The organism is Vibrio tritonius (genome assembly GCF_001547935.1).
Lineage (GTDB): Bacteria > Pseudomonadota > Gammaproteobacteria > Enterobacterales > Vibrionaceae > Vibrio > Vibrio tritonius.
On sequence record NZ_AP014635.1, the window covers coordinates 1,422,176 to 1,447,938 of the forward strand.

General features: G+C 44.0%; 26 protein-coding genes and 1 riboswitch. Of the genes, 16 read left to right on the forward strand and 10 right to left on the reverse strand.

The window, feature by feature from the left end; translation table 11 throughout:
• Positions 1-10: 10 nt before the first annotated feature.
• The 9 genes from rhaB (at position 11) to JCM16456_RS06455 (ending at position 8,509) form a co-directional block, all read left to right on the forward strand.
• Positions 11-1,444: a rhamnulokinase gene (gene rhaB / locus JCM16456_RS06415; RefSeq protein WP_068713426.1), complete on the forward strand. Its 1,434-nt coding sequence runs from the start codon at positions 11-13 to the stop codon at positions 1,442-1,444.
• A 14-nt stretch (positions 1,445-1,458) separates the two neighbouring features.
• Positions 1,459-2,718, forward strand: coding sequence for an L-rhamnose isomerase (locus tag JCM16456_RS06420; RefSeq protein WP_068713427.1), 1,260 nt, complete (start codon positions 1,459-1,461; stop codon positions 2,716-2,718).
• An 83-nt stretch (positions 2,719-2,801) separates the two neighbouring features.
• Positions 2,802-3,830, forward strand: coding sequence for an L-rhamnose/proton symporter RhaT (locus JCM16456_RS06425; protein WP_068713428.1), 1,029 nt, complete (start codon positions 2,802-2,804; stop codon positions 3,828-3,830).
• A gap of 9 nt (positions 3,831-3,839) precedes the next feature.
• Positions 3,840-4,154: an L-rhamnose mutarotase gene (rhaM, locus tag JCM16456_RS06430; RefSeq protein ID WP_068713429.1), complete on the forward strand. Its 315-nt coding sequence runs from the start codon at positions 3,840-3,842 to the stop codon at positions 4,152-4,154.
• Positions 4,151-4,954 (forward strand): rhamnulose-1-phosphate aldolase, encoded by an 804-nt coding sequence (gene rhaD, locus JCM16456_RS06435; protein ID WP_068713430.1) that lies wholly within the window; start codon positions 4,151-4,153, stop codon positions 4,952-4,954. The genes rhaM and rhaD overlap by 4 nt, the downstream gene beginning before the upstream one ends.
• 221 nt (positions 4,955-5,175) lie before the next feature.
• Entirely contained in the window at positions 5,176-5,988 is an 813-nt protein-coding gene (locus JCM16456_RS06440) for a helix-turn-helix domain-containing protein (protein WP_068713431.1), read from the forward strand.
• 444 nt (positions 5,989-6,432) lie between these two features.
• A complete protein-coding gene (locus tag JCM16456_RS06445) occupies positions 6,433-7,407 on the forward strand; it encodes a calcium/sodium antiporter (RefSeq protein WP_068713432.1) in 975 nt (324 codons plus the stop codon).
• 141 nt (positions 7,408-7,548) lie between these two features.
• Positions 7,549-7,887: a hypothetical protein gene (locus JCM16456_RS06450; protein ID WP_068713433.1), complete on the forward strand. Its 339-nt coding sequence runs from the start codon at positions 7,549-7,551 to the stop codon at positions 7,885-7,887.
• 103 nt (positions 7,888-7,990) lie between these two features.
• Positions 7,991-8,509 (forward strand): DUF3750 domain-containing protein, encoded by a 519-nt coding sequence (locus JCM16456_RS06455; protein ID WP_404819156.1) that lies wholly within the window; start codon positions 7,991-7,993, stop codon positions 8,507-8,509.
• Positions 8,510-8,612: 103 nt separating this feature from the next.
• On the opposite strand, the gene JCM16456_RS06460 is transcribed toward JCM16456_RS06455, so the two are convergent.
• The 7 genes from JCM16456_RS06460 to nikA form a co-directional block, all read right to left on the reverse strand.
• Positions 8,613-8,825, reverse strand: coding sequence for a cold-shock protein (locus tag JCM16456_RS06460; RefSeq protein WP_068713434.1), 213 nt, complete (start codon positions 8,823-8,825; stop codon positions 8,613-8,615).
• 473 nt (positions 8,826-9,298) lie between these two features.
• Positions 9,299-9,748: a nickel-responsive transcriptional regulator NikR gene (gene nikR / locus JCM16456_RS06465; protein WP_231894424.1), complete on the reverse strand. Its 450-nt coding sequence runs from the start codon at positions 9,746-9,748 to the stop codon at positions 9,299-9,301.
• Between the two features lie 7 nt (positions 9,749-9,755).
• Positions 9,756-10,553 carry a nickel import ATP-binding protein NikE gene (gene nikE, locus JCM16456_RS06470; RefSeq protein ID WP_068713436.1) on the reverse strand — a complete coding sequence of 266 codons (798 nt, stop codon included), beginning with the start codon at positions 10,551-10,553 and terminating at the stop codon, positions 9,756-9,758.
• On the reverse strand, positions 10,550-11,335 hold the full coding sequence (locus JCM16456_RS06475) for an ATP-binding cassette domain-containing protein (RefSeq protein ID WP_231894425.1): 786 nt from the start codon (positions 11,333-11,335) through the stop codon (positions 10,550-10,552). The genes nikE and JCM16456_RS06475 overlap by 4 nt, the downstream gene beginning before the upstream one ends.
• Before the next feature lie 5 nt (positions 11,336-11,340).
• The gene (gene nikC / locus JCM16456_RS06480; RefSeq protein ID WP_068713438.1) at positions 11,341-12,171 is read right to left on the reverse strand and encodes a nickel ABC transporter permease subunit NikC; all 831 of its coding nucleotides are present in this window, start codon (positions 12,169-12,171) and stop codon (positions 11,341-11,343) included.
• Positions 12,168-13,115 carry a nickel ABC transporter permease subunit NikB gene (gene nikB / locus JCM16456_RS06485; RefSeq protein ID WP_068713439.1) on the reverse strand — a complete coding sequence of 316 codons (948 nt, stop codon included), beginning with the start codon at positions 13,113-13,115 and terminating at the stop codon, positions 12,168-12,170. The genes nikC and nikB overlap by 4 nt, the downstream gene beginning before the upstream one ends.
• Positions 13,115-14,689, reverse strand: a complete 1,575-nt coding sequence (nikA, locus tag JCM16456_RS06490; protein ID WP_082712321.1) for a nickel ABC transporter substrate-binding protein — start codon at positions 14,687-14,689, stop codon at positions 13,115-13,117. Before nikA ends, nikB begins: the two co-directional genes overlap by 1 nt.
• 360 nt (positions 14,690-15,049) lie before the next feature.
• Here nikA and JCM16456_RS06495 point away from each other — a divergent pair, with 360 nt between their 5' ends.
• The 3 genes from JCM16456_RS06495 to JCM16456_RS06505 all read left to right on the forward strand — a co-directional run bounded on the left by JCM16456_RS06495 (position 15,050) and on the right by JCM16456_RS06505 (position 17,382).
• Complete coding sequence (locus JCM16456_RS06495) at positions 15,050-15,649, forward strand: hypothetical protein (protein WP_068713440.1); 600 nt, start codon at positions 15,050-15,052, stop codon at positions 15,647-15,649.
• Complete coding sequence (locus tag JCM16456_RS06500) at positions 15,634-16,341, forward strand: helix-turn-helix domain-containing protein (protein WP_068713441.1); 708 nt, start codon at positions 15,634-15,636, stop codon at positions 16,339-16,341. Before JCM16456_RS06495 ends, JCM16456_RS06500 begins: the two co-directional genes overlap by 16 nt.
• Positions 16,342-16,461: 120 nt before the next feature.
• Positions 16,462-17,382 (forward strand): DMT family transporter, encoded by a 921-nt coding sequence (locus JCM16456_RS06505; RefSeq protein ID WP_231894426.1) that lies wholly within the window; start codon positions 16,462-16,464, stop codon positions 17,380-17,382.
• Positions 17,383-17,386: 4 nt separating this feature from the next.
• Here the strand turns inward: JCM16456_RS06505 and JCM16456_RS06510 are convergent, their stop codons facing one another.
• Positions 17,387-18,439, reverse strand: a complete 1,053-nt coding sequence (locus JCM16456_RS06510; protein WP_068713443.1) for a GGDEF domain-containing protein — start codon at positions 18,437-18,439, stop codon at positions 17,387-17,389.
• A 382-nt stretch (positions 18,440-18,821) separates the two neighbouring features.
• Between JCM16456_RS06510 and JCM16456_RS06515 the strand changes: the two genes are divergently transcribed.
• Positions 18,822-20,006, forward strand: a complete 1,185-nt coding sequence (locus tag JCM16456_RS06515; protein ID WP_068713444.1) for a flagellin N-terminal helical domain-containing protein — start codon at positions 18,822-18,824, stop codon at positions 20,004-20,006.
• A 1-nt stretch (position 20,007) separates the two neighbouring features.
• Here JCM16456_RS06515 and mntP read toward each other — a convergent pair whose 3' ends face one another.
• Positions 20,008-20,592: a manganese efflux pump MntP gene (mntP, locus tag JCM16456_RS06520; protein WP_068713445.1), complete on the reverse strand. Its 585-nt coding sequence runs from the start codon at positions 20,590-20,592 to the stop codon at positions 20,008-20,010.
• Positions 20,593-20,600: 8 nt separating this feature from the next.
• Positions 20,601-20,765: riboswitch (yybP-ykoY riboswitch) on the reverse strand.
• Positions 20,766-21,034: 269 nt separating this feature from the next.
• Positions 21,035-21,328 carry a hypothetical protein gene (locus JCM16456_RS06525; protein ID WP_156430469.1) on the reverse strand — a complete coding sequence of 98 codons (294 nt, stop codon included), beginning with the start codon at positions 21,326-21,328 and terminating at the stop codon, positions 21,035-21,037.
• Between the two features lie 418 nt (positions 21,329-21,746).
• Between JCM16456_RS06525 and JCM16456_RS06530 the strand changes: the two genes are divergently transcribed.
• The 3 genes from JCM16456_RS06530 (at position 21,747) to JCM16456_RS06540 (ending at position 25,742) form a co-directional block, all read left to right on the forward strand.
• Positions 21,747-22,436, forward strand: a complete 690-nt coding sequence (locus JCM16456_RS06530; RefSeq protein ID WP_068713447.1) for a hypothetical protein — start codon at positions 21,747-21,749, stop codon at positions 22,434-22,436.
• A 551-nt stretch (positions 22,437-22,987) separates the two neighbouring features.
• Positions 22,988-23,602: a hypothetical protein gene (locus tag JCM16456_RS06535; protein WP_068713448.1), complete on the forward strand. Its 615-nt coding sequence runs from the start codon at positions 22,988-22,990 to the stop codon at positions 23,600-23,602.
• A 16-nt stretch (positions 23,603-23,618) separates the two neighbouring features.
• Positions 23,619-25,742 carry a peptidase gene (locus tag JCM16456_RS06540; protein ID WP_068713449.1) on the forward strand — a complete coding sequence of 708 codons (2,124 nt, stop codon included), beginning with the start codon at positions 23,619-23,621 and terminating at the stop codon, positions 25,740-25,742.
• Positions 25,743-25,763 lie beyond the last annotated feature (21 nt).

Here is a 25,763-nt window from a genome sequence, read left to right on the forward strand (position 1 = left end):
ATTATCGCCAATGAAAACCGTGATAGCTATTGACCTTGGAGCATCGAGCGGCCGTGTGATGGCAGGGCACTTCTCCCAAGGCAAAATCAGTTTAGAGGAAGCGCATCGCTTTCCTAATCAACAAGTGACCCGTGAGGGACACAGCTGCTGGGACCTCTACTCCATTCTTGAAGAGATTAAAGTTGGGATTAACAAAGTCGTCGCAACTTATCCCAATGTCAGCTCCTTAGGCATTGATACTTGGGGCGTGGATTTTGTGCTGCTTGATCAATACGGTACGCATCTTGGTGAATTTGTTAGCTACCGAGATGCGCGCACCCAAGGGGTTGGCGCAGCTTTACAACACCATCTTAGTGCCAATGAGATTTACGCGATCAGTGGTATCCAATTCCTCTCTTTTAACACCATTAATCAGCTCAAAGCGATCGTTGATAGTCAACCATCCTGGTTAGATAAGGTCGATACCTTGCTGTTTATTCCCGACTACCTCAACTACAAGTTATGTGGGATTAAACATTGCGAGTATACCAACGCGTCTACCAGCCAACTGCTTGATTGTGTGAAGAAAACATGGAGTTCAGACCTTATCAATGCTTGTGGTGCTAAAGAACAATGGTTTCTCCCTCCGCAAATGCCCAATCGTCTTATCGGGCAATATCAGCTAGGTAATGTGACCATTCCAGTCTGCTCTGTAGCGAGTCATGATACTGCTTCAGCGGTGGCAGCGACTCCATTACATAACAGTGAAACCGCCTATTTAAGCTCGGGTACTTGGTCGCTGATCGGTATTGAAAGCCTAACGCCATGTGTTAGTGAGAAAGCATTTAGCTACAACCTCACTAATGAAGGGGGAGTGGATGGACGCTATCGTGTATTAAAAAACATCATGGGCCTTTGGCTTATTCAACGAATTAAAGCGGAAAATCCGTCCCTTACTTTTAGTGATATCAAGTTACTTGCACAGCAAGCTACGCCCTTCGAATTCATTCTCAACCCAAACGATGATGCTTTCCTCAATCCGGCTTCGATGACGCAAGCGATCAAACAATGGTTCGAGCAGCGTGAGTTAGCTGCACCACAAACTCTTGCTCAGATTGTGCGCTGTATCTATGACAGTTTAGCGCTGGCATATAGTGATGCGCTTACCCAGCTGAGCGACGTGCTTGGCAAGCCCATTCAAGAGCTGCGTATTGTCGGTGGTGGTACGCAGGACGCTTTTCTCAATCAATTGTGCGCTGATGTTTGTGCGATCCCGGTTTCAACGGAGCCAACGGAAGCATCTGCGCTCGGCAATGTGATTAATCAACTTATCGCGTTGGATGTGATTTCGTGTTTGGAGGAAGGGCGGCAAATCATTGATGCCTGTTCAGATGTGAAGCGTTATCAGCCAACAGCTATCCCTCAATTACAACAAATCAAAATGCAGTATCAACTGCTGAAATGAACCAAGGTGAAACCATGAAAGAAGAATACATTACATCGGCATACCGTGCTGCTCAAGCACGCTTTCAAGAACTCGGCGTTGATACCGAAGCTGCGATGGCTCAACTAGCACAAACGCCTATCTCAATGCACTGTTGGCAAGGGGATGATGTACGTGGTTTTGAGTCACCAGATGTGGCCCTTAGCGGTGGTATCCAAGCCACGGGTAATTTCCCTGGTGCGGCCAAAACACCAGCGCAACTGCGTGCCGATATGGAACAAGCGTTTGCGATGATTCCTGGGAAAAAACGCATTAATTTGCATGCGATTTACCTCGATAGTGAAGAAAAAGTCGAACGTGACCAACTTGAGCCGAAACATTTTGCGTCTTGGGTGGAATGGGCCAAACAGCAGCAAATTGGTTTGGATTTTAACCCAACTCTGTTTTCACACCCGCTGGCGGATGATGGATTTACCCTTTCACATCCCGACGAAAAAGTACGTCAGTTTTGGATTGATCATGTCAAAGTGTGCCGCCAAATTTCCGCTTACTTTGGTAAAGAGTTAGGCACGCCTTCAGTAATGAATATCTGGATTCCTGATGGTATGAAAGATCAAACCTTTGACCGTCTTGCTCCTCGTCAGCGTTTGCTGGCTGCGTTGGATGAAGCCATCTCTGAAAAGTTTGACACCAAATATCATATTGATGCGGTGGAAAGCAAACTGTTTGGTATTGGCGCTGAAGCCTACACCGTCGGCAGTAACGAATTTTATATGGGCTATGCCGCAACGCGCGGAACGGCACTATGTCTTGATGCGGGTCACTTCCATCCTACAGAGGTGATCAGTGACAAAATCACCGCTTGCTCACTTTACATTCCTCATTTGTTACTCCATGTCACTCGTCCGGTACGTTGGGACTCCGACCACGTCGTGGCCTTCGATGATGAAACTCAAGCCATTATGCGCGAAATCGTGCGTAACCAACTGCAAGACCGAGTGTCAATCGGTTTGGATTTCTTTGATGCGTCGATTAACCGTATTGCTGCGTGGGTCATTGGCACACGTAACGCGCAAAAAGCGCTATTGAAAGCCCTACTTGAACCCACAGCAACACTTAAACGTGCGGAGCAATCTTTTGATTACACCACCCGTTTAGCTCTCCTTGAAGAAAACCATTCTCAGCCATGGAATGCGGTGTGGGATTACTTCTGTTGGAAAAATGGGGCCCCAGTGGGTCAAGAGTGGTTACCCCTAGTTAAAGACTACGAAGCGACGGTTCTCGCTGCTCGTTAATGCTATTTCGTGAAACACCGTATTTCGGCTCAAAGTGAGACCGAAATACGGATAAAACCCTACAAAATAATAAGGAAAATAGTATGTCTGTTGTCGCCGGTATTGGTTGGCACTTAGTTGGGGCAGCTTCCGCTGCGGCCTTCTATGCGCCATATAAAAAAGTTCAAGGTTGGTCATGGGAATTGATGTGGTCAATCGGTGGTTTGTTCTCATGGATCATCATGCCATGGTTAGTCACTATGTTGTTAGTGCCTGATCTTGGTGCATTTTATTCAAATATTCCGATATCAACATTCGCCATGTTGATATTCTGTGGCGCCATGTGGGGCATTGGTAACATCACTTATGGGTTGACCATGCGCTACTTGGGTTTATCGATGGGAATTGGGATTGCCATTGGTTTGAACCTCGCCGTCGGTACATTGCTGCCGCCATTGATTCGCGGTCAGCTTGGGGCGCTTGTTCACTCTCATGGTGGCTCTTTGACCATGCTAGGTATCGCGATTGCGCTGGTTGGGATTGCCATTGTGACTTATGCCGGCAATGAAAAAGAAAAAGTTATTGGTGAACGAGCACAAGAGTTCAATTTACGTAAAGGCGTCATGTTAGCCATTATCTGTGGCATTTTCTCCGCTGGATTTGCTTTTGGCCTCGATGCCGCAGGTCCTATCAAAGCGCAATCGGAAGCATTAGGCATTAATTACCTTTATGTCGCAATGCCTGCTTACGGTTTCATCATGGGCGGTGGGGCACTCGTTAACTTCCTGTTCTGTGGTTACAACATCTTTACTAACCGCGAAATTTCTGTGCGCCACGACTTATCACTCAGTAAATCGCTGATGACGCGTAACCTACTGTTCACCGCGATGGGTGGCATCATGTGGTATTTGCAGTTTTTCTTCTACGGTTGGGGAGAAGCTTCAGTACCCGAACGTTTAGGTTACATCAACTGGATGTTGCATATGTCTGGTTACGTTCTGTTCGGTGGGGTCATAGGCTTGATTATGGCGGAATGGAAAGGTGTAGGCACTCGCCCAGTGCGAATTTTGATTGCTGGCCTACTGGTGATTATTGGTGCTGCCAACGTGGTTGGTTTAGGTATGGCAGCTTAGGAGAACATTATGATTCGTAAAACATTTGTTATGTACGTGAACCCAGATTGCCATCAAATCTATGAGCAACGCCACAACGAATTGTGGCAAGGAATGAAAGACGTGCTCAAAGCCCATGGCGGACATAACTATTCCATTCATTTGTTTGCTGAACAGAACTTATTGTTTGGCTATGTAGAAATTGAAAACGAGGCGCAATGGGAAGCAGTCAGTGAGACTGAAATTTGCCGTGAATGGTGGGATTACATGCAAGATGTTATGGCCACCAACAGCGATCATTCCCCAATTAGCAAACCATTGAAAGAGGTTTTTTACTTAAAATGATTACATTAAATCAAGCGGTTCAACATGAAATCGACAAAGTGCAAGAAGTGTCGCAGTACTTGTGGCAAAAAGAGTGGGCCGAACGCAATGGTGGTAATATCTCGGTTGATTTAACGGATATCTTTGGTCCTGCGGTGGATATCAGTCTCTTTGAAGAGCATGCGTTACCGCTGCAATTGCCAATAAGCGCTGCTCATCGCATCTACTTTGTTAAAGGGACAGGGCAACGAATTCGTGAATTACGCGATCCAAGTTATGCTGGTTGTGTGTTGCAAATTAATGCAAACGCAAATGGCTACGTGATTCTTTGGGGAGGAAACGCGAGCCAACATTTTGCACCCACATCGGAATTCATCAGTCATATTAAAATCTTGGAAGCGAAGCGTGCACAGGGTGCAGCGGACAAATCGGTTGTGCATACTCATCCGTTAGAATTGATTGCTCTGTCTCACCACCCAGACATCTCTGCCAGCAGTGACTTATTTACTTACACTTGCTGGAAGATGCTGCCAGAGGTACGTGCGTTTGTACCGAAAGGCATTGCGATGATTCCGTATTGTTTACCTTCTTCCGAGGAGTTAGCCGACCGTACGACACAAGCCTTGTTAGACCACGATGTGGCGATTTGGGAAAAACATGGTGCGACGGCTTCTGGTGCCGATGTCCTGCAAGCATTTGACTATATTGATGTTTCAAATAAAGGGGCAAAACTGTATCTCATGTGTTTGGCATCGGGTTATGAACCGCAAGGGGTAAGCCGAGAAAATATGGAGATTTTAAAGCGCGAATTTAATCTCTAAACACACAATAATTAAGCAAAGTAAAAGGTCATTTTTAGAGTGGCCTTTTTTATTTAATTTATTGAAATATAGATTAAATTTTACCCATTGTGTTTGCTTCGTGATGTGTTTAACAATCTGACAAATTGTTGATGTCAACGACGTTCAGGATGAGAGAAGTATCGCATCTTCCCAAGGTCAAATATGGAAAATGACGAAAGGATCTTGATAAGGCAAACGGTATGCTATTTCTATCATCGGAAGAGTATGTGGGGAACGCGGGTAACATTCGTGTTTTATCACGTCAACCGCAATTGGATTATCCAGAACATTGTCACGATTTTTCAGAGTTAGTGCTCGTTAGTAGCGGCAGTGGTACTCATATCGTTAACGGTAAGCAGTCGCTTTTACTCCCTAACAGTGTGAGTTGCATTAGTGAAAAGGACTATCACCAGTTTACCGACAATAAAGACGTTTATTTGGTCAATGTACTTTACAGTAAACGCGATCTGCACATTAACCAACGCTGTGTACAAGTGATAGAGCAATTAGAGCAGCAGACGCGCCAGTTTTTTATCACCCATGATGCATTTCAACCCTTGTTTCAGTTGGCTCAATCCATTGAACGAGAACAAGAAACAGGATTTAAAAATGGCGATGTGATGATCACACTGCTGTTTGAACAGTTGCTTTTGAGTATTGACCGACTTGATGCACGCATGCTTGAAAATTCTCCGATGATGAATGCAATTGTTTACCTTTCAAATCACTACATGGAGCCCGACCTTTCTGTTGGTGCTGTTTGTGAGCAATTTTCTATTGCGGCGAAAAGCTTAGGCAAAGAAATTACCCGTCTTACGGGCTTGTCGACCAACAAGTTCATTAACCATTTGCGTATTCGCCATGCAATGCGTGAATTGGCTCTCGGAGAGAGTGTCACGGAAGTCGCGTTCAATTGTGGTTACACCGACAGTAACTACTTCAGTTCTAAATTTAAAGCAGTGACTGGGGCGACGCCAACAGGGTATCTAAAGCAACTTCAGTTACAGCGGTGAAATGCATCTTGTTGATTATGTCATTTTCACCCATGCACATTTCATTTTGTTTCAAGTAGAGATACAGGATTGTAATCTCTCATGGCCTTCTCTATAATCCGTTTCGCTTAAGGGAGTAGCCTTCTTTATCTGCTTATCGTGCATCAGCGTGGTAAGAGATAAAGAGTAACCATCAACAGTCTCCGAGCTATACGCTTGTGGTGGTTACATTCCTCTGGTTTGGCAAGACTTAAGCAGATGTTCTAACACGGGTAGGGGTTAGGGTATCTGCTATAAGTTGAAGTCCTACCCAAGGAATGTGTCTACAGTGCTACAACCGAAATGCTTCTCTAGTCAAAGCTTCTTTAACTGATGTTGCCTTTCTCTCACTGACACCTTCTAAACTTACTGTGCTTAATGTTTTTAACATTAGGTGACGAGTCACTTTTCTAAGAGAAATGAGCAATGTTAACTGCAATACTCGCCATCATTATTGGTTTTGTTTTATTGGTTTGGAGTGCGGATAAATTTGTAGAAAGCGCTTCTGCAACTGCTTTCCACGCTGGTATGCCACCGCTATTGATCGGTATGTTGATCGTCGGGTTTGGTACGTCTGCACCAGAAATGGTGGTATCAGCCATGGCGGCTTTAGAAGGATCACCAGCACTTGCGTTAGGGAATGCTCTGGGGTCAAACGTCGTCAATATCAGTTTAGTTCTTGGTTTTGCCGCCATTATCGCGCCACTGACAGTACAATCAAAAATAGTGACTAAAGAATTGCCATTGTTAATGGTAGTGGTGTTAGTACTGGGTGCAATGCTGTGGAACCACACATTGTCGCAACTTGAAGCATGGGCATTACTGATTGGTTTCTTTGTGGTTATTTTTTGGTCCATTTACAGTGGAATGAAAAATAAAGGCGATGCAATGGAAGCAGATACGGTAGAAGATCTAAAAACCAATACCATGTCACTTAAAGTGGCGGGTGTTTGGTTAGCGGTAAGCTTAGCGCTTCTGATTGGTAGCTCTCGTTTATTAGTTTGGGGAGCGGTGGACGTGGCTCATGCGCTTGGCATCAGCGATTTGATCATTGGCCTTACCGTTGTGGCACTAGGTACCTCATTACCTGAGCTTGCGGCTACCGTGATTGCGGCGCGCAAAGGCGAGCACGATATTGCATTAGGCAATGTGATTGGTTCTAACATGTTTAACATCTTGGCGGTGATTGGTATTGCTGCTGCAATTAAGCCGATGGAGAATATTGGCAGTGAAATTTTCTGGCGCGACTGGATGACCATGATGGTCACAACGGTTGTGTTGTTTATTACTGCGATAAGCTTTAAAGGTAAAAAAGGCCGCATTAATCGATTTGAAGGGGCTATTTTGCTGCTGTTCTATATTGGTTATAACGGTTACCTCATCATGGACGTTCTCAAGTAATTGATAGCCCACCTTAATATTAGGTGGGTTTTTATTTTGAGAAGAGCTAAAACTAGAGCCAGTCATTTGTCAGCTCTGGTTTGGTTATGCTGGCTGGTATTGTTAGGATATATTCGAGAAATAAGCAAAGGTAAATAAGTTATGTCGCTGGTGGAATACGTTGCTGCAATTGAAGGTTTAGCATCGGCAAAAGTGATTGTGGGCAGTTCGGTGCCTGTGATTGAACAGGTCGACGAATCACTAAGTGCTGCTGAGCAATATTTTCGTTTTTCTGATGGCGCTGTCATTACTAAACAGAGTGAAATGGATAGTGAAGAGCGTACTGAGTGTGACCAAGTGTGTGAAGAAGTGTGGTTGAAATACCAAGTAGCAACACAGCCTCAAGCAGAGACTATTGTTCCCACGCAAAAGTCGTTTACCAATCGCTGCCAACAATCCTTTTGGATAAAAATGCAGCGCCAGCAAGCTGGTGCCGTCTAGACTAACCAGTAAAGTCGTGTCGTAACTTGATCTAATCGGGCTAAGTATCTGTATGGGGGAGAGTATGGACCAACGAAGTATCAGTAAAGTGGTGTCCACTTTAATGACGTTCGCCTTAATGGTGAGTTTAACCGCGTGCAGTGATAGTGGCGGTTGGCGCGATGCAAGTCGAGAACCGGCTGGCATTGCTCTCGATCCTAGCGTATATCGTCAAGCAATTGTCGAAGTCTATGGCGCAGATGCCTACAGTTGGCGTGGATGGTTTGCGATTCATACTTGGATAGCGGTAAAGCCAAAGGATGCCGCCGAGTATACCGTTTATGAAGTGGTTGGATGGCGTCTAAAACAAGGGTTGCCTGCGCTACATCACTATCAAACTACCACTCCGGACAGATATTGGTATGGTTCACGGCCGAAGAAGATATTGTCGATTCAAGGCAAGCTTGCCAGTCAATTGATTCCCAAAATTGAAGCTGCGGTTGAACGTTATCCTTGGGCCAATGAATACACATTATTTCCTGGACCTAATAGTAATACCTTCCCCGCATGGATTGGGAAACAGGTACCAGAGATGGAGTTGAAATTGCCTTTTAGTGCCTTGGGGAGCGGATACGCTAACTAATACTAATCACAGCAACTGTCTGCTCATGCTTGTGGGGCGCAAACTGAAAAATAAAAGGGCCGGTTCTATAAACCGGCCCTAAGAAATCGATTTCGGTTGCAGCTTACAGCGGAGTGACTTGGCTGGCTTGAAGACCTTTAGGGCCATCTTCTACAACAAAGCTGACTTTTTGGCCTTCAGTAAGAGTTTTGAAGCCTTCGCCAGTAATAGCACGGAAGTGTACAAATACATCTTTCCCGCCATTGTCTTGTGCAATAAAACCAAATCCTTTTGTTTCGTTAAACCATTTAACTGAACCTGTCACTTTCTCTGACATGCTAACCTCTATTTTGACATCCTAAAAAACATATGTATCGATATTGTATTGCGTGAACTGAGGGTACTTGTTTAGGAGTTAATGACTCCTAGTAAGCAACAACTCAGATGTGGTGAGACAGAGTAAAGTAGGGTTGTCTATAACCACAGCGAATTAAATATCTTGTTTTACTATACTCGTCTTTGGGGGAATAGCGAGATATATTAGCGAATTTTTCGTGACTCCGACCAAGATATATCCAAATGAGTGCAATAGGACAAAATTTGAGACTTATCAGTACGCTTATTTGCTGCTCATTTGGTGCCAATTGACGATGTTATCGACAATTAGACTTAAGTTGATTTGCTTTTTTATGTGCGGATCACCTGCTTTTCTTATTTTATTCTCTCACCGTTTTCGGTTTAACGATGCCTGAGCGTCGAGAAATGCCTCTATTCACGAACGGAGAGAGTTGAGGGAACAACCTTGTCCAATTATTTGTTATTGTGCTGATTGTTATTCTTGTCGTCATTGATATCGGAAGCAGGTGCTGGTATCAATTGAAGGTGCCCATGGTTTACACCTCTCTGAGAGGTCACGCTGTCTGCAAATTGTTCTAATTCGTGTCGTAACCCTTTGAGGATACTGACTTCTAAACAGTCTGTTTCGTTAACATGCATGTGCAGAGTAGAGACCGAAAGGTCATGATGATGGTGTTGGCTTTCGGTTAAACGGCGAGCCAGTTCTCGGGTGTTATGCTCATAGAGGTATGACAGTATGCCAAAGCAGCGCGGTTCATCGGGCTGTTCATGGTGATTCACCAATGCATCGCGGACTAAATCTCGTACCGCTTCTGACCGACTAGCGTAAGACTTTTGCGCAATGTAGTCGTCCAAGTAGGTTGCAAGTTCATCATCCATCGTAATCGTAATTCGTTGCATCATTTGTTTCCTAAGCTTGAGTAACCATGGTGGGGAGTGGTGGCAAAATAGCTTCTTTAAGGCGAATTGAGGCTGGGTGCTCGAAAACCGTTGTTGTGCCAGGTTTGCACTCTTCTACAATTTCTCCGTTATCCATCACCAAAATTCGCTCGCAAAAGCGTTGGGCAATGCGCAAATCATGAGTAACAAGCAGCCATGCTGTGCCTGTTTTTTGTTGGATTTTTTTCAATAGTTCAATAAGCTGAATTTGTAGGACTAAATCCAGATTTGACAGTGCTTCATCGAGAATGACTAGTTCAGGCTGTAAGGCGAGGGCGCGAGCAATACATACGCGCTGCAATTGTCCACCGCTCATTTGTGATGGCCTTTTATTCATATCACTGGGCTTTAGGTCTAAACTCAGCAGTAGCTCAGAAATGCGAGCGTCTTGCTGTTCTTTATTCATATCTGCCAAATGGCGCAGTGGTTCACTGATGATATCACGAATGGTTTTACGTGGATTGACAGCGCTTACAGAGTCTTGAAACACCATTTGTATATGACGACGCATCTCTTGACGTTGTCGTTGATTCATCTGTTTCGTGGTGCGGCCACGAAATACCACTTCTCCCACCGTGGGGATTTCTAATCCGCATAAGGTTTTGGCAAAGGTACTTTTTCCACAGCCACTTTGACCAATGAGTGCAACGGATTCTCCGCTATGGATGTTTAACGTAATGTCTTTTAATACCTCACGATAGGTTTGCCGATGGAATAACGAAAAGCGTTTATAACCGTGGGAAAGATGATAAGTAGTTAACAAAATCATAATGTTGGTTCCAAATCAGAAAGAGACAGGCCATAAAGAGCGAGGTGGGCGCTGATAAGTTCGCGAGTAATGGGGTGTTTGGGATGAGTAAACAGTTCGGAGATATCGGCTCGTTCAACGATTTGTCCCCGATCCATCACCATTACTCGCTGAGCCATACGCGCTACAACTCCCATATCGTGGGTAACCAATAGCATGCCTAAGCGATGACTTTTTACTAAGGATTCAAGCAGGTTAAGTATGCTGGCTTGCATCACTAAGTCGAGGTCGGTGGTTGGTTCATCGGCAAATAGAAATGGACTATTACTGAGCATCACTAATGCGATCATCATGCGTTGTAGCATCCCGCCACTCATCTCATGTGGATAGAGTTTTAAAACGGAACTCACATCAGTAAGACCTGCGTTTTGCATCTGTTGAGTCACTTGCTCTTTCGCATTACTTGGTGTGGTTCCGTGAGCCGCGCTGAGCGTTTCTAAGGCATGCTGCCACATGGTGTGTACTGGATTAAAGGCGCTACGGGGATTTTGCATGATGGTTGATACATAGCGACCGCGTACTTGTTCCGCAGGTATTGGGTTACCGTTAATCAGCAGTCGACCACTGGTTTGAGTTAAACCATGTGGCAGCACTCCTTGTGACGCAGTGCAAGTGATGGATTTTCCCGAGCCACTAGCACCAATCAGGGCGAGGATTTCACCGCTATTAATGGTAAGCGAAAGGTGCGACACCAGTGGTTTACTGCCGGAATTAACGGATAAATTTTCTATGGTGAGCTGCATAACCATTAGTGACAGTGCTCCGATTGCAAAAAAGGGTCTAAGTGGTCACGCAGTGCGTCACCTAGCCAGTTAAATGCGATAACGCAAATAAAGAGCGCCAAGCCTGGCCAAATCATCAATGAAGGTTCTGTCCAAATATATTGCCGCGCATCGCTGATCATCACCCCCCATTCTGGGGTTGGTGCTTTAACACCTAGCCCCAAAAACGACATACCAGCAATGTGCAGCATCATGTGACCAATATCCATAGTGGCAAGTACGCCCAGTTGGGAAATAATAGGCACGATAAAATGTTCTTTAAACAGAGCAATACCATGGTTACCAGACATACGTGCCGCGAGGATAAATTCTCGGGTTTTCATCGATATCACAATAGAGCGTACCATTCGTGCGTACCATGCCCAGTGAGAGAAAACGATGGCGAAAATCACATTGGTAATACCGGTACCGAGTATCGCAACCATAAAAAGGGCGAGAACTAATGTTGGAAAGGTGAGAAAAACATCCGTTATTCTCATCAGCAGAGTATCGACTTTGCCACCCATTAAGCCGGCCAAAGCGCCAATCGTGATGCCGACCAGTAGAATGCAGCCAATCGCAGTGGCGACGGCACTTAAAGAGACTCGACTGCCAATGATGAGTCGCGTGAGCATGTCTCGACCGAGATGATCGGTTCCAAGCCAATGAGCGTCTGAGGGAGCCATAAGGCGTTGACTCAAATCGATAGTGTTTGGATCCCAACTGAGCCAGTAGGGACCAAACAAAGCAATACCAATGATCATTGCGACCAGAATCAGTGACACAGTATTGAGTCGATGTTGAAAGAAACCGTTCATGCATGGCTCTCCAAGGTAGATTTTCTAACGCGAGGGTCAAGGGCCGCACAAGCAATGTCGACCAAAAGATTACAAAGCACATAGATGACGACCATAACCAGTGTGACGCATTGAATTACTGGGTAGTCGCGATTGAAGACTGCCGTGACAGCGTAACGACCAACGCCTGGCCATCCAAAAATACTTTCTACGACGAGCGTCCCGCCAATCAATTCACCAATATGCATACCAAGAGAGGTAACGACCGGCAATAGAGCGTTTCGCAAGATATGCGATAACTCGATACGACGTTCATTTACGCCGCGCAGTCTGGCCCACACCACATGCCTTTGTGTGGCAATTTCCAGCATGTTGGTACGAATCAATCGAGCATTGATCGAGAGGGACATAAACGCGATTGAAAAAGCGGGCATCCACAGGTGAGATAACGTGCCATAGCCTAATGGGGGTAACCAATGTAGGTGGATTGAAAAAAGAATGACCAGCAAAAAAGCCAACCAAAAATTGGGAATGCTGACACCAATAAACATTACTAGGCGTGCCAGATGGTCGGGCAGGCGATTTCGCCAGCGCGCCGCCATGATTCCCATCGGAATGGACAGCAGCAAGATCATCACTAATGCGGTTCCTGCGAGCAGTAACGTGGCAGGAATAAAATGCAATAACTCAGGTAATACCGCACGCCCAGTGGTATAGGAGACACCAAAATCTAAGCACAATGCTTTTTTGACCCAAACACCATACTGAACCCACAAGGGTTGGTTGAGTCCTAACATCTCTCTGGTGCTGTTTAACAATGCATCTGTTGGCGGCAGTCCAGACAGGCGTAAATAATCCATGGCGGGATCGCTAGGTCCAAGACGTAGCATAAAGAAGATAATCACGGATGCGCACAATACGATAGGAATCAGTGTCAGTAGTCGATGTAGAACAAATCTGCGCATCAGAGAGCTTCCTCTGGAGTGATGCGTTCAAAAGGAATCTCACTCGGTATCGGGTTAAATGGAATTTGGCCAAGCTTAGGGTTGGCGACCACGTACATTCTCACCCAAGTCAATGGCAAATAAACGGCTTCGCGGTGTAAGCGAGTAATGACATCGCGGTAAAGTGTTTGACGCTGAGTTTCATCTGTCGCGATCAACGCTTGTTCAATTTTCTCATCAATCAGCGCCTTATCTTTCAATCCTAATTGTGCTTGATAGTCAGCATGAGAAGGCACCCGCATGGAACTCATAAAGGCATGGGGGTCGTATGGTGCGCCCCAAGTGCGATTAAATATCATGCCAAATTCACCGGATTTTTGGCGGTGGTAAACAGAGCTTTCTTCTTCACCGATCAAGTTAACTTCAACGCCGATATTGCGAAGATCCCCTTGGATAATCTCCGCCAATGATTTGTTGACGGCATTGGTTCCTACGTAGATAAGGTCGATACTGAGGCGTTGGCCTTCTTTATAGCGCACTCCATCATGTTGATTAAAATGCCATCCGGCTTCTTCCAATGTCTGACTGGCTTGCTCAAGGTCATATTGATAAGGCGTTAAACCCAGGTTGGCATAAGGAACCGATGGTGCAAACAGGCTATCGGCTGCCAGTTGGGTGTTATAGAGCACGGTGTCTAACATCAACTTTTTGTTTACTGCATGATTTATTGCAATACGTACTGCTTGATCTGCGGTTGGGCCTCGCTGAGAATTTAACGCAAGGTCGATGGTTTCAATGGGCTCAGAGAGTTCGGTGGTGTAAAGGCCTGAGCGGCGAAAACGTTCAAAGGTATCGGGAGAGACGCTTCCGTCAACGCCATACAGGAGATCGACTTCGCCAGTTTCAAATGCCATTGCTCGGCTATTGGGATCGGGGATCACTTTCACGGTAATCGAATCGATCGCAGGTTGGTTGCCCCAATAGTTGGGGTTACGGACAAATTCATCAAATTGATTAAGTTGAATGTGTGTCAATATCCAAGGACCAGTACCGATGGGGTTTACAATGCCGTTTTTGGTTTGGTTATGAATGAATTGCGATGGGGCGATAAAACGAAAAGGACGAGGAAGAGAAAGTTCAAGCAGTGCAGGATAATAAGGGTGTTTTAGAGTAAGTTCAAAAGTATCGTTATTTATCGCCTTAAAAGAGTCGATTTGATTGACCAACTCTAGCCATGAGTGCCGTTCTTTATTATCCATAACCGCCCGAAAGTTTGCTGCGACGGCTTGGGCATTAAAAGGTTCGCCATTTGAGAAGGTGACTTGATGGCGAAGTGTAAAAGTATAAGTCCGTCCATCTGGGGATAATGTCCAGTGGGTGGCTAGCCAAGGTTTTACGGTTCCATCTTGTTGATATTTGACCAACGGTTCGTAAACCATGCTTTGGGCAAACATTTGGTTGGGTGAATAAAGATGAGGATTTAATGGTCCGACATTCACAGGCCAGGCAAAATTAAGATGGTGGGCAGCCAGTACAGGTAAGCTGAACATCGTCATTAGGGCTGCAACCCAAAATGTAATACTAAACGATTTCATATCGGTTTGAATAAGATGTTGGAGACGGGATGTAAGATATTTTATAAAAAAGATCACACTGCATCCCGATCTATATCAATGTTTATTCAACTTGCTGCATTTAAAAGCATATGGCTGATGTGTCTTTTTTTTGATGGGGTCATGTGGTATCAATTGCATTAATTGATAAAAATGTGATAAGTAACTTAATGATATATATGATATTAAGTTACTATATCTAAGTCACTTCCGGATGCTGAATTTTGCACCTTGAGGTCATTTGGGGGTATCCATTTTTTCTAAGTCGTTTGAAGCCAATCTCGCAGGTGGATTGTGGGTAAAATGACTTACTCCCTGCCTTTGATATACGAGAGATAATTGATGAAGGTTGAATCTTTTCAAGTCATGAACCATGACCGTGTTACGGTAATGAAACCCAACACGCATTTAGCGTCAAAAATGCTGCAAGTGATAAAGAACGAGCCTTGCGCTGACCTCCTCTCTTTTTTTTCTCTCGGTCATTCATGCGCTTCGTTACCCGATTGGGTACTGTCGGATGTCGAAGCGACGCTTTCTGCATTAGCTCAAGAGTGGCGTGATGATTCTCAAAGCATCACCCTTATCATGTGGGATAACTGCCACAACGAATGGAATGGGTTGATACGTCTCACACAACAGTCAGATGTAGAGACCGTTAAGATCGATTGCTGGATTCGTCCCAGATACGCTGGCAGCGGGAATGCGAGGTTAGCATTAAACCTGATTCAACGTGAGTTACAGCAACAATATCCCCAATTAACACTAACGATTTGCTGTAAAGAAACCGATGTTATGCAGCGTGGCCTTGCTTTGATTTGTGGTTTCCATTATCACTCAACAGTAAAGCAAGCGGTAATTTTGCCCAGCGGCTTGATTGATAACTTAGTGATTTATGCTCAAAAAGCGTTAAATGAGTCAGATCCAATATGCCAAACTGCCTAACAATTCGTTCTTATTCAAAGCAAAAACATAGTCATGCTCATGATTACCATCAATTGGTGCTTCCTGTGGAAGGGAGCATCATTATTCGTGTTGCCGATTTCTCTGGAAAAGTGACGGTTGGAGAATGTGTTGTCATTCGCGCAGGTGAAGAACATCAGTTTTCCGCCGAAGAAGCCGCGCGATTCATTGTTGCTGATATGGATACTTTGCCAATCAGCATGACTTTAGCTGCTTTCAGTGTGTTTTCGATAACCCCTCCGCTGCTGAGTTACCTTTTTTACGTCAAAGCTCAATTGGAATTCCAAGTAGACAGTGCGATGGAGCAGGCGTTGCTGAATATGTTCTACCAGTTGCTTGAGCGGCAAACTTTCCATGGTCGTCATGACTTGAGAATTCATCAAGTACAAAGTTATATCGCAGACCACTTAGCTGAGAATCTAACACTCGATGAGCTTGCAGCTATTGCCTATTTGAGCTCGACTCAGTTTAAAAAACGGTTTAAACAAGAAACCGGCATGACCACATTTCAGTACATTACCCAGCAGCGAATGTTGAAAGCTAAAGCGTTATTAACTCATACCGATTTGCCGGTTCATCGCATTGCAGAATCGGTTGGATACCAAGATCTATCGGCATTTAGTCGTCGTTTTTCCGTTCACTTTGGTTTGTCTCCTCGTGCCTTAGCCCGTTAAATCATCTCCAGTCGATGTTTTTCTGCGCCTTACTAGACAATTTCAGCGTCCTTTGAGCAAAGTTCTATGCAGACTTTGATGTTAAATTGAAGCCATTCTTCACTGTTAATGGAGCAGTCTGTGAACGGCATTTTAGCCATTTTATTAGCATCGTTATTTTGGGGGACTACTGGCACAATGGCGGCGTCAGTGCCGGATGTGACCTCCTACGCTTTGGGTGCATTGTCAACGGGAGGTGGTGGACTGTTATTGGCGTTAACTGCCTATAAATCCTTACTCAAGGATTGGGAAAAACTACGGAGCAACGTTGGGTTATGCTTGCTAGGTGGTGTGTTTGTTGCTCTTTATCCTATGGCGTTTTATACATCGATGCGTTTTTCAGGCGTTGCGATTGGAACCGTTATTTGTATTGCAACAGCGCCTTTTGCCGCTGCGTTATTAGAGCGTCTGATAAGCAAATCGACTGGCTGGGAATTACGTTGGTTAGCCAGTGTCGGTTTTGGTGTGGTAGGGATCATCTTGATGACATTGCCACAGGCGTCAAGCTTATCTGGCAATGACACATCAGCCACCGTAACGGATGAAAAATTTGTGTTAGGAATAGTGTTTGCCGTATTGGGTGGATTCACTTATGCGGGCTATACGTGGGTCGCTAAGCGACTTATTGAGCACGGAGTCACATCGACAAGCGCCATGGGGTGTCAGTTTGGCATTAGTGCATTGTTATTGCTGCCAAGTCTGTGGTGGACAGGTCATGCTTGGTTAGCTGATTCGCATCACCTGTTCGTTGCAGGATATATGGTGGTTATCCCTATCTGTTTAGGTTATCTGCTCTTTGGTTATGGTTTAAAAAGCGTAGCAGCCAGTCAGGCGACTTTATTGAGTTTGCTAGAGCCAGTGATAGCAACACTTTTAGCTGTCACTATCGTTGGCGAAACGTTAAGTGGGTTAGGGTGGTTAGGTATGGGGGCCATAATGGTTTGCTTAATTATGCAGTCTTGGCCAAGTAAATCAGCCACTTTAAGACAAACTTCCACCTAAAAGGTTAAGCATATGCAGAGGCGTTGGACACAAAGACTTTTACGTTATTGCGTCCATCGTTTTTCGCAGAATAGAGTGCTTGATCTGCGCGGCTTAAAACACCTTCGAAGCTTTCTGCAGGCAACATTTGAGCTATACCAAAGCTGGCTGTTAAGTGCTCAACGTGGTTAAAGTCATGGTGATGAATAATAGCCAATAATGACTCTGCAACGGTTTGCGCTTGGGTAACCTGAGTATTGGGCATGACCACACAAAACTCTTCACCGCCAAAACGACCTACATAATCCGAACGACGCAAATTTTCTTGTAATAACTGAGCAAACTCGACTAATAAACTGTCTCCGACAATATGGCCGAATTTGTCGTTTACCTGTTTAAAGTAATCAAGGTCGACCATCATCACTGATATGGGTAGATGTTGTGACTGATAGCTTTTATGAAAAAAACGTTGCATGGCATTGCGATTCCATAAATGGGTAAGGCTGTCGGTATCCTCTACCTTAGCGAGTTTTTGCTGGTGAGTGAAAATTGAGTAATTTACCTGACGAAAAATGATTGCAGTGACCAAACCGAAAATAGCTGAAGATAGCATCCATAAGCAGTATAGATACATATAAGGATGAGGGAATTCTTGGTAGTAATGGAACATCATCGTTATAACGATATTGAAAAGTACCACGATAATACCTAGCCGAAGAGATAACCCCGACATTGCAATGGTCCATATGATGTTGAGATATATTTCTGGGACAAAATAGTCAAACGCTTCGGTTCCAACGTTTAAGTATAAATTACCGAATACAGCGCATATTGGAGAGATGAACAGCAGTGCTTTCATGATAGGAATAAAGCTAGGGATATAGGTCATTCCTAATATAACGATAAGCATGGATGGGACGAACAACGCATGAAAAAATACCCGAAGTTCAGGCATATGAAGATTCATGCGATATTCTACAAATCCATACAAAATATAAAGAGGTGCAGTGAATAGCATCATGTAGCGAATTTGTGGTAGTCGATTGTTAAAAAACCACGTGTCGAAATCTGTACTCATTGACAACCTTTTTTGTCTTTCAATCCCAACCAGTCGTTGGCATTTTTCACGTGTAACATGTGTGAATTAAGTTACTTTTAGGGCTTGAAACGATCTTAGTTGAGGATTCTATAGATTGGGTATTACCCTTCTTGGGTGTATTGCAAAGAGATTGAGATGTAATTGATTTGCATCAATTGACGTGCGAGATTGGTTTGTGTGAAACGCGTCACATAATAATTGCGGTTTAATACCAAATATTTTCAGTAGCATGCCGTTAACCTAAGTAGGATATGTGCAAGTTTATACAATAACTTACAAGTGATATGCCCAAGCAATCTCTAAGTTCAGCATCTTGAGGTTATTTGGGTACATGACATAGAGTAGTGGCATTTTTAGTAGCATGACGGTAAACCTACGAACCAATTTGACCAGTATGCACACGCAGCGTTATTTGAACGGTGCGAATCGTCGTGTCGACGATTCGTTGCAGCGCTTAATGTCAGGGCAAAAGGTCAATAGTGCAAAAGATGATGCTTCTGGGTTACAAATTGCCGGGCGCTTACAAGCACAGAAAAGTGGGTTTGACGTCGCCAGTCGTAATGCAAATGAAGGCATCTCTGTCGTTGAAACGGCCGAAGGAGCGCTTAAGCAATATGACGAAATTCTGATGCGTATGCGTGATCTCACTTTACAATATGCCAACGGTGCCAATTCATTTAACGAACAAGATGCTATTCGAGGTGAATTTGATTCTCTTAAAGATGAGTTAGGTCGTATTACCCAAACGACACGTTTTGGTGGGCAAAACCTTCTTACGGGATGGCATAGCGAACGTTCTTTTCAAATTGGAGCGCAATCAGGGGAGGCAATAAAGGTCACTTTACCTGATCTTAGCCAAATTCGAGATCAAGCCAATGTCAAAAACGAACCTGTCCGCGCGCGATTTTCCTATGTCCGGCCCCATTGGCATGCACAGCAAGGAGATACATTCCGTTTTCGCAATGATACCAACCCTTATCAACCGTCGTTAGAGATAAAGCTTAAGGGAGGGGAGTCGATGCAAGATGTGGCGGCTCATATCAATAGCGAACTTGGTGATAAATTGCATGCAGAGGTTCAATCGACTCAAGAGCATAGTGGTGAGCGGTTAGTTTATTACTCAAAAGGGGATGAACGCTACATTCATGACCCTTTTCAGGGGGCGAATTCGCACAGTCGCTCACCTTATTACGGCGTGGAAGGTGAAATGTCGTTGGTACCAGAGCAAGATTCTCAATTACTACTTCCGGTTCTTTCATCGGGGCATCATACCGATGAGGTGTTAAAGCGCATTGATGAAGTGATGGATTTTATCGACACTCATCGTTCACAGTTGGGGACGGTGCAAAATCGGTTTTCTCATGCTATTGATAATCTAACGCAGAGTTCGATTAGTGTGGCAAGTAGCCACAGCCAAATTCGCGATACTGATTTTGCCAAAGAGACCCAGAAACTGGCTCGTGAATCGATATTGAAGCAGGCTAATGTCACCATGCTGACACAAGCCAACCAAACACCTCAAGAAGCACTTCGTTTACTGAACTGATTTATAGCATCGCACTGGTGATGACGCCTGTATGCTCGCCCAAAATCCATAAACCAATCACAATCAGGGTGGCACCGCCGAGCAATTCAGCACGATGGCCGACAAGATTGCCTACCACTCGACCAATCATCACGCCAAGCGTCACCATAATGGTGGTGGCTAGGCCAATTAATCCTGCGGCAACAAAGATATTCACATTCACAAACGCTAAACTCACCCCAACGGCGGCAGAATCAATACTGGTTGCGATTGCGGTTAATACCAAGGAGAGAAAAGAGTGTTTATCGGCTTTGTTAGTCTCTTCATCGTCGTGACTCGATAAGCCAGATTTGATCATGTTTAGGCCAAGAAAGGCGAGCAGAGTAAAAGCGATCCAGTGATCCCAAGCTTCTACATAGGCTGAGGCAAACTGACCTAAGAACCAACCAATAAGCGGGGTAATGGCTTCAATAACACCGAAAAGAATCCCCATGCGTAGAGCATCAGTAAAACGAGGACGTTGTAAAGTGGCACCTTTACCAATGGCGGCGGCGAACGCATCCGTAGACATAGCAAACGCTAACAAGAGTAGAGCAATAATATTCAATGTGGGTTCCTCTCGGGCTACAACAACCACGACTTAACCATACGCCCGAACATCAGCATGATTAAATCGATGGTCTTGCCAACCGAAAAGGTGTTTGCACCACGGCAATGAGGCCGATTATGTTGATACAAACGCTTTCTTGCGAAAGCAGGCTACTCCCCAACGAGGCGCAATATAGCATCGCAATTCTGTCTAATCAACCTAGTGATTGTATGGAAAAGTACGCAAAATCATCAACTTATATGATAATAACTCTCATTCGCATGCATTATTGCTTAGGTTGTTACTTAGGTTATTACGTAGATTGTCGTTAGGTTATTGCTTGAAAATTAAGCTATTTGAACAAAGAGTCGTAAAGTTTATAACGGCGCTAATGTATGGGGGATAAAAACAAAAACAGCCCTCATTTTGGGGCTGTTTTTCTCTCGTCTAACTTGAGCGATTAGTGAGTGAGCATGACTTGAGAAACCACACTATATTTCGGCTCGACCTGCTGCCAAAGCTCATTGTGTTTGACTAGGTAGCCTTCGCGAGTGAATGAGAGAACTTTGACATTAGTACGTTCAAGGCGGTGAATATCAACATCAGACAGTAAAGCCCGAGGGAACTGACAATGGATGCTGCAAGGTTGCTGAGCAAAAATCGATTCAACGAAATCGTCAAAGCTCTCTTTACTACGAGCTATAAAAGTATTCAGTGATGGAGTCATTTTTTTTAGCCAACATTTACTATTCATTATTTTGTCAGTATACGGTGAAAAAATAAGCGTAATGTCACGGCAATTACAGAATTTTGTTTGGAAATAGCACAGAAAGTCGCGTATCTCGTATCATTTGCATCATTAAAATAGGGCGTTAAATTGAGATAAGGTCATAATAGAAATAAGAAAATACTTCATAAGGAAGCCTTTCACTCTCACTATTTATATGCAACTTTGAGTTCATCTTAGGTTCAGGTTGTCTTTGAGCCCCCTTATTTCTTTAAAAATAGCTCGCTGGTGGCAATAAAGTGACTCCAATCTTTACCCTCAGCACGGTCAATATTTTTCCTAGCTAACTTATTGATGTGATAGTATAAATGACACTCAGGTTCAACAGAAACTGTCAATAAGCCATATTGCGGGCTTTTATGTCAATAGGTAAGGAGAGCATCGGATGCAGGCCATATATGACCAAATGTGGAACTCGTTTGTCTGTGCGATGGACGAGGGAAACTACGTACTTGATCCGTGGTTAAATAAACTTGCAGAGGATGACCGGCGTGGTATTACCGCTTTGGCCTATCTTGAACCTCACAATTCGTCTTTAACGAGCAATATCGGAGAGTTTTTACGTTGTGTTCGAGCGCTAGAGCCGGACCAGTATTATCATCCCTTAAGAGAGCTACATATCACAGTATTGTCAATTATTAGCTGTGTCAGTGGCTTTACTCTTAATGATATCGATAGTCAGGCCTACGTAGACATTTTTCTTGATGTGGTGAAACAGCACCAGCAGCCGATAGAAATTGAGTTTCGTGGTATTACAGCTTCGCCTTCATGTTTGTTGCTGCAGGGTTTCACCAAAGATAATACCTTGGATGAGCTGAGAAGGAATCTTCGACTGGCTTATCAAGCATCCGGCCTTCGCACTAGTATCGATAGCCGTTATAAAATTGTCACTGCGCACAGTTCTTGTGTGCGGTTTTGTCGCCCGTTGAGAAATCCTCAGTCCCTTCTTGCCCTATGTCAACAGTGGCGAACAACGTATTTTGGTTCTTTGAATGTAAGTGAAATTGAGTTGGTATTTAATAATTGGTATCAAAATCTTTCCGTAACAAAAAATTTAAGCGATGTATCCAAATGACCTCAAGATGCAGAATTCATCAAGCATAGCTTAGGCGCAATAATGGAAGGGTGGGAATGTCCCTTCAGTGGAGTTTGGAGCAATTGCTTTTTTTGAAAGTCGATGCTTTACATTTGGACAGTTAATCTAAGGCATACTATTCGAAACATAATGAATATTCTGTGTTTTTTATCTATTACAGCTATTTCTATTTAAAATGAGAAGTTGTCCCAAAATAGTGGATCAGGAACTACGTGGCACACCATCTCTAGTGTAATCTACATCCATTGCTAGGTTACTTCTCGTTAATTAGGCATTAAGTTATTGAATTATTATCAATTTATTCGGCTTTTATAATTCAAAAATGTCGTTTCTTGTATTTAAGAGATTATAAGTTGCATTAAAGCAACCTTTTAAACGCACGACAATTCCATTCTTAATGCCATAAGGGAAGACAGGTTTGAATTCTCAAAGAAACGCACAAGACGGTTCTCGGATTCTTACACCCAAAAATAAATTCTAAGCGATTGAATAAACGATCATAATTATTAATAAACGTCAATTGGTAACTTATGGATTTACAAGGCTTTGTATCTCTATTACTGGGTTTTCCTACCAGTATATTCTTCATTCCGTTAACGGTTCTTTTTGTCATCATGTTGGTTGATATGGTGTGCAATGTGTTTGAAACCTTCACCGCGGACTTAGACCTGTTTGATTTAGATGATATTCCTGGCTCAGGAATTCTTCTACCTCCGGTTTTATCGAAAGTGCCATTGGCTGTTGCCTTATTTGTTAGCTTTTTTTTCGCCACCATTCTCTCTTTTTATTACCAAGAGTGGACGGTGCGATTCTCTGATTTAACCGTATGGTTTGTGGTAGATATTATCAGTATTCCTGTTACTGCATATCTCGCCCTATTTATTTCAGCTTGGGTTCTAAAACCACTGACTCCGCTATTTAGCAAACACAATTTCGCCGAGGTTAATTACATCGGCTTAAAAGCACGCGTGCATAGCAGCACTATTAATCAAGATATTGGAGAGATTATGGTTAAACATCGAGGTAATGAATATTTGCTCGATGCCATTATCGACCAAAACACTCCAGTTCATTATGGCGATGAGGTCATCATCGTTTCTAAAGACAAAGCCTCGAACCGTTATATCGTGGCAGTAAGCAGCTGATAATTGAGGAATTAGCATGGTACTTTCCCCCAGTATGATATTTGTAATCTCAGGAGTAGTCGTCTTCCTGTTGATCTTATTTTTCCTAACATCACGGTATAAAAAAGTACGCGGTGAAGGGGACGCTTTGATTGTCAATGGATTAGAGCGAACCCGAGCATCTTTAACGGGTACATTTGTTTGGCCTGTTATCAATCAATATGAATATATGGATATTACCCGTAAGAAGATCTCCGTTATTCGTAGCGGTAAAAAAGACAAAGATGGGGAAGAATATGAAGGTCTTCACTGCCGCGATAATATTCGCGCCGATTTAAAAGTAGATTTTTATATTGGGGTTAATCACGAAGAAGAAGATATTGTTCGTGTCGCTAAGTTGTTCACTGCTAAAGAAGCTTCAAACATTGAACGTCTTAAAGAGCACTTCCAGCCTAAATTCTCTGAAGCCTTGAAAACTGCAGTAAAACAGTTCGAGTTTGAAGAGCTCCTGACGAATCGCCGAGCATTCCGTGATGCGGTTGTGACGGTTATTGGCAGTGAAATGGATGGCTTTAAAATTTATGACGTGGTGATTGATAAGATCGATCAGACATCTTTAGATGCCCATAGCCCAGACAACATTCTCGATGTGGAAGGTATTCGCAAGATTTCGATGATCACTGCGCAAAAAAATACCGAAACCAACGCAATTCGCCAAGATGAGCAAACCACCATCAAGAAGAAAAACGTTGAAGCTGAAGCTAACCGCCTGCAGTTAGATAAACAAGAAAAAGAAAGCATTGCGAGAACTCAGCGAGAAATTGAGATCATCAAAGCGCAAGAAGAAGCGTTGGCTGCGGAAAAGCGTGAAGAATACAATCGCTTAACTCGCCTTGCTGAATTGGAAACTGAAGAAGAAATTTCCAAAAGACGTGAAAGTGTCGAGATGGAAGTTGAAATGACTCGTATCGCCAACCAGCGTCAGGTAGCCATTCAACAAGAAGAGTTAACTCGCTCTGTTGAAACGGAAAAAGTGCGTACAGCTGCAGAAGTGGCTGAAAAAGAGATGCACAAAGAAACTACCGTCGAAGAGGCACGTAAGTCGGTGGCTGAAATGCGCTCTCAACGTGTGGAAATTGAACGTAAGATTGCCAAAGAAGAAGAAGAGACTGAAAACCTTCGTGTTAACGAGCAAGTCAATCGTGATAAACGAGTGAAAATGGTTGAAGCAGAAGCTCAAGCAGAAGCGAAGCAACTGGAACTTCTCGTGGCAGCTCGTGCAGAAAAAGATGCGGCTCGTGAACAAGCAGAACGTCTGTTGATTGAAAATGAAGCAGAGATGAAAGTGAAAACTCGCACTGCTGAAAACGATCTTGCGGTACGCACTCGTGAAGCGGAAGCAGAGCAAGTGGTTATCACAAAACGCGCAGAAGCAGAACAAATCGCTGCAGAAAAACGTGCACAAGCTGAATACGTGGCGAAAGAGCGTGAAGCGGCTGCGAAAGAACGTATGGCACAAGCTGAGAAAGAATTCATCAGTGCTACTGGCCTAGCGGAAATTACAGTTGAACGAGAACGTGCTCAAGCGATTCGAGAAACTGGTGAAGCGCAAGCATATACATTGCAAACGACTGGCCAAGCGGAAGCGGAAGCACTACGTGCGAAAGGCATTGCAGAAGCTGAAGCGCAAACCGCGCGCTTTGAAGCAACTCAGAAATACGATGATCACACTCGTGAACATGACAAGTGGGTTATGCAGCTACAACAAGCGAAAGAGCTTGAGTTAGCACGTATTGACGCTCAGAAATCGGTTGTGAGTGAAAACGCGAAAGCACTTTCACAAGCATTATCTCAAGCCGATATCAAACTGTTTGGTGGGGAAGGAATGGAGCAATTACGCCGCACTATTCTTGATGCTGCCTCAATTGATACCAAATTTACTGAATCTGAAGTGATGAAGCCGTTAGTGGCTGAATATATGAATGGTAACCGCAGTTTACCGCAAGATCTCAAAGATATTTTAGAGAACAGCGAACTGAAGAGCAGCGATTTGAGCAATGTTGCATTAGCGGGCTTATTGAACTCGCAAGGTGGAGCAACAGAAGTGCTTAATAAGCTAAAAGCGACACTAGGATCTTCTAGTCACAACGATAACGCCTAACATTCATTTCTTCAAACTATC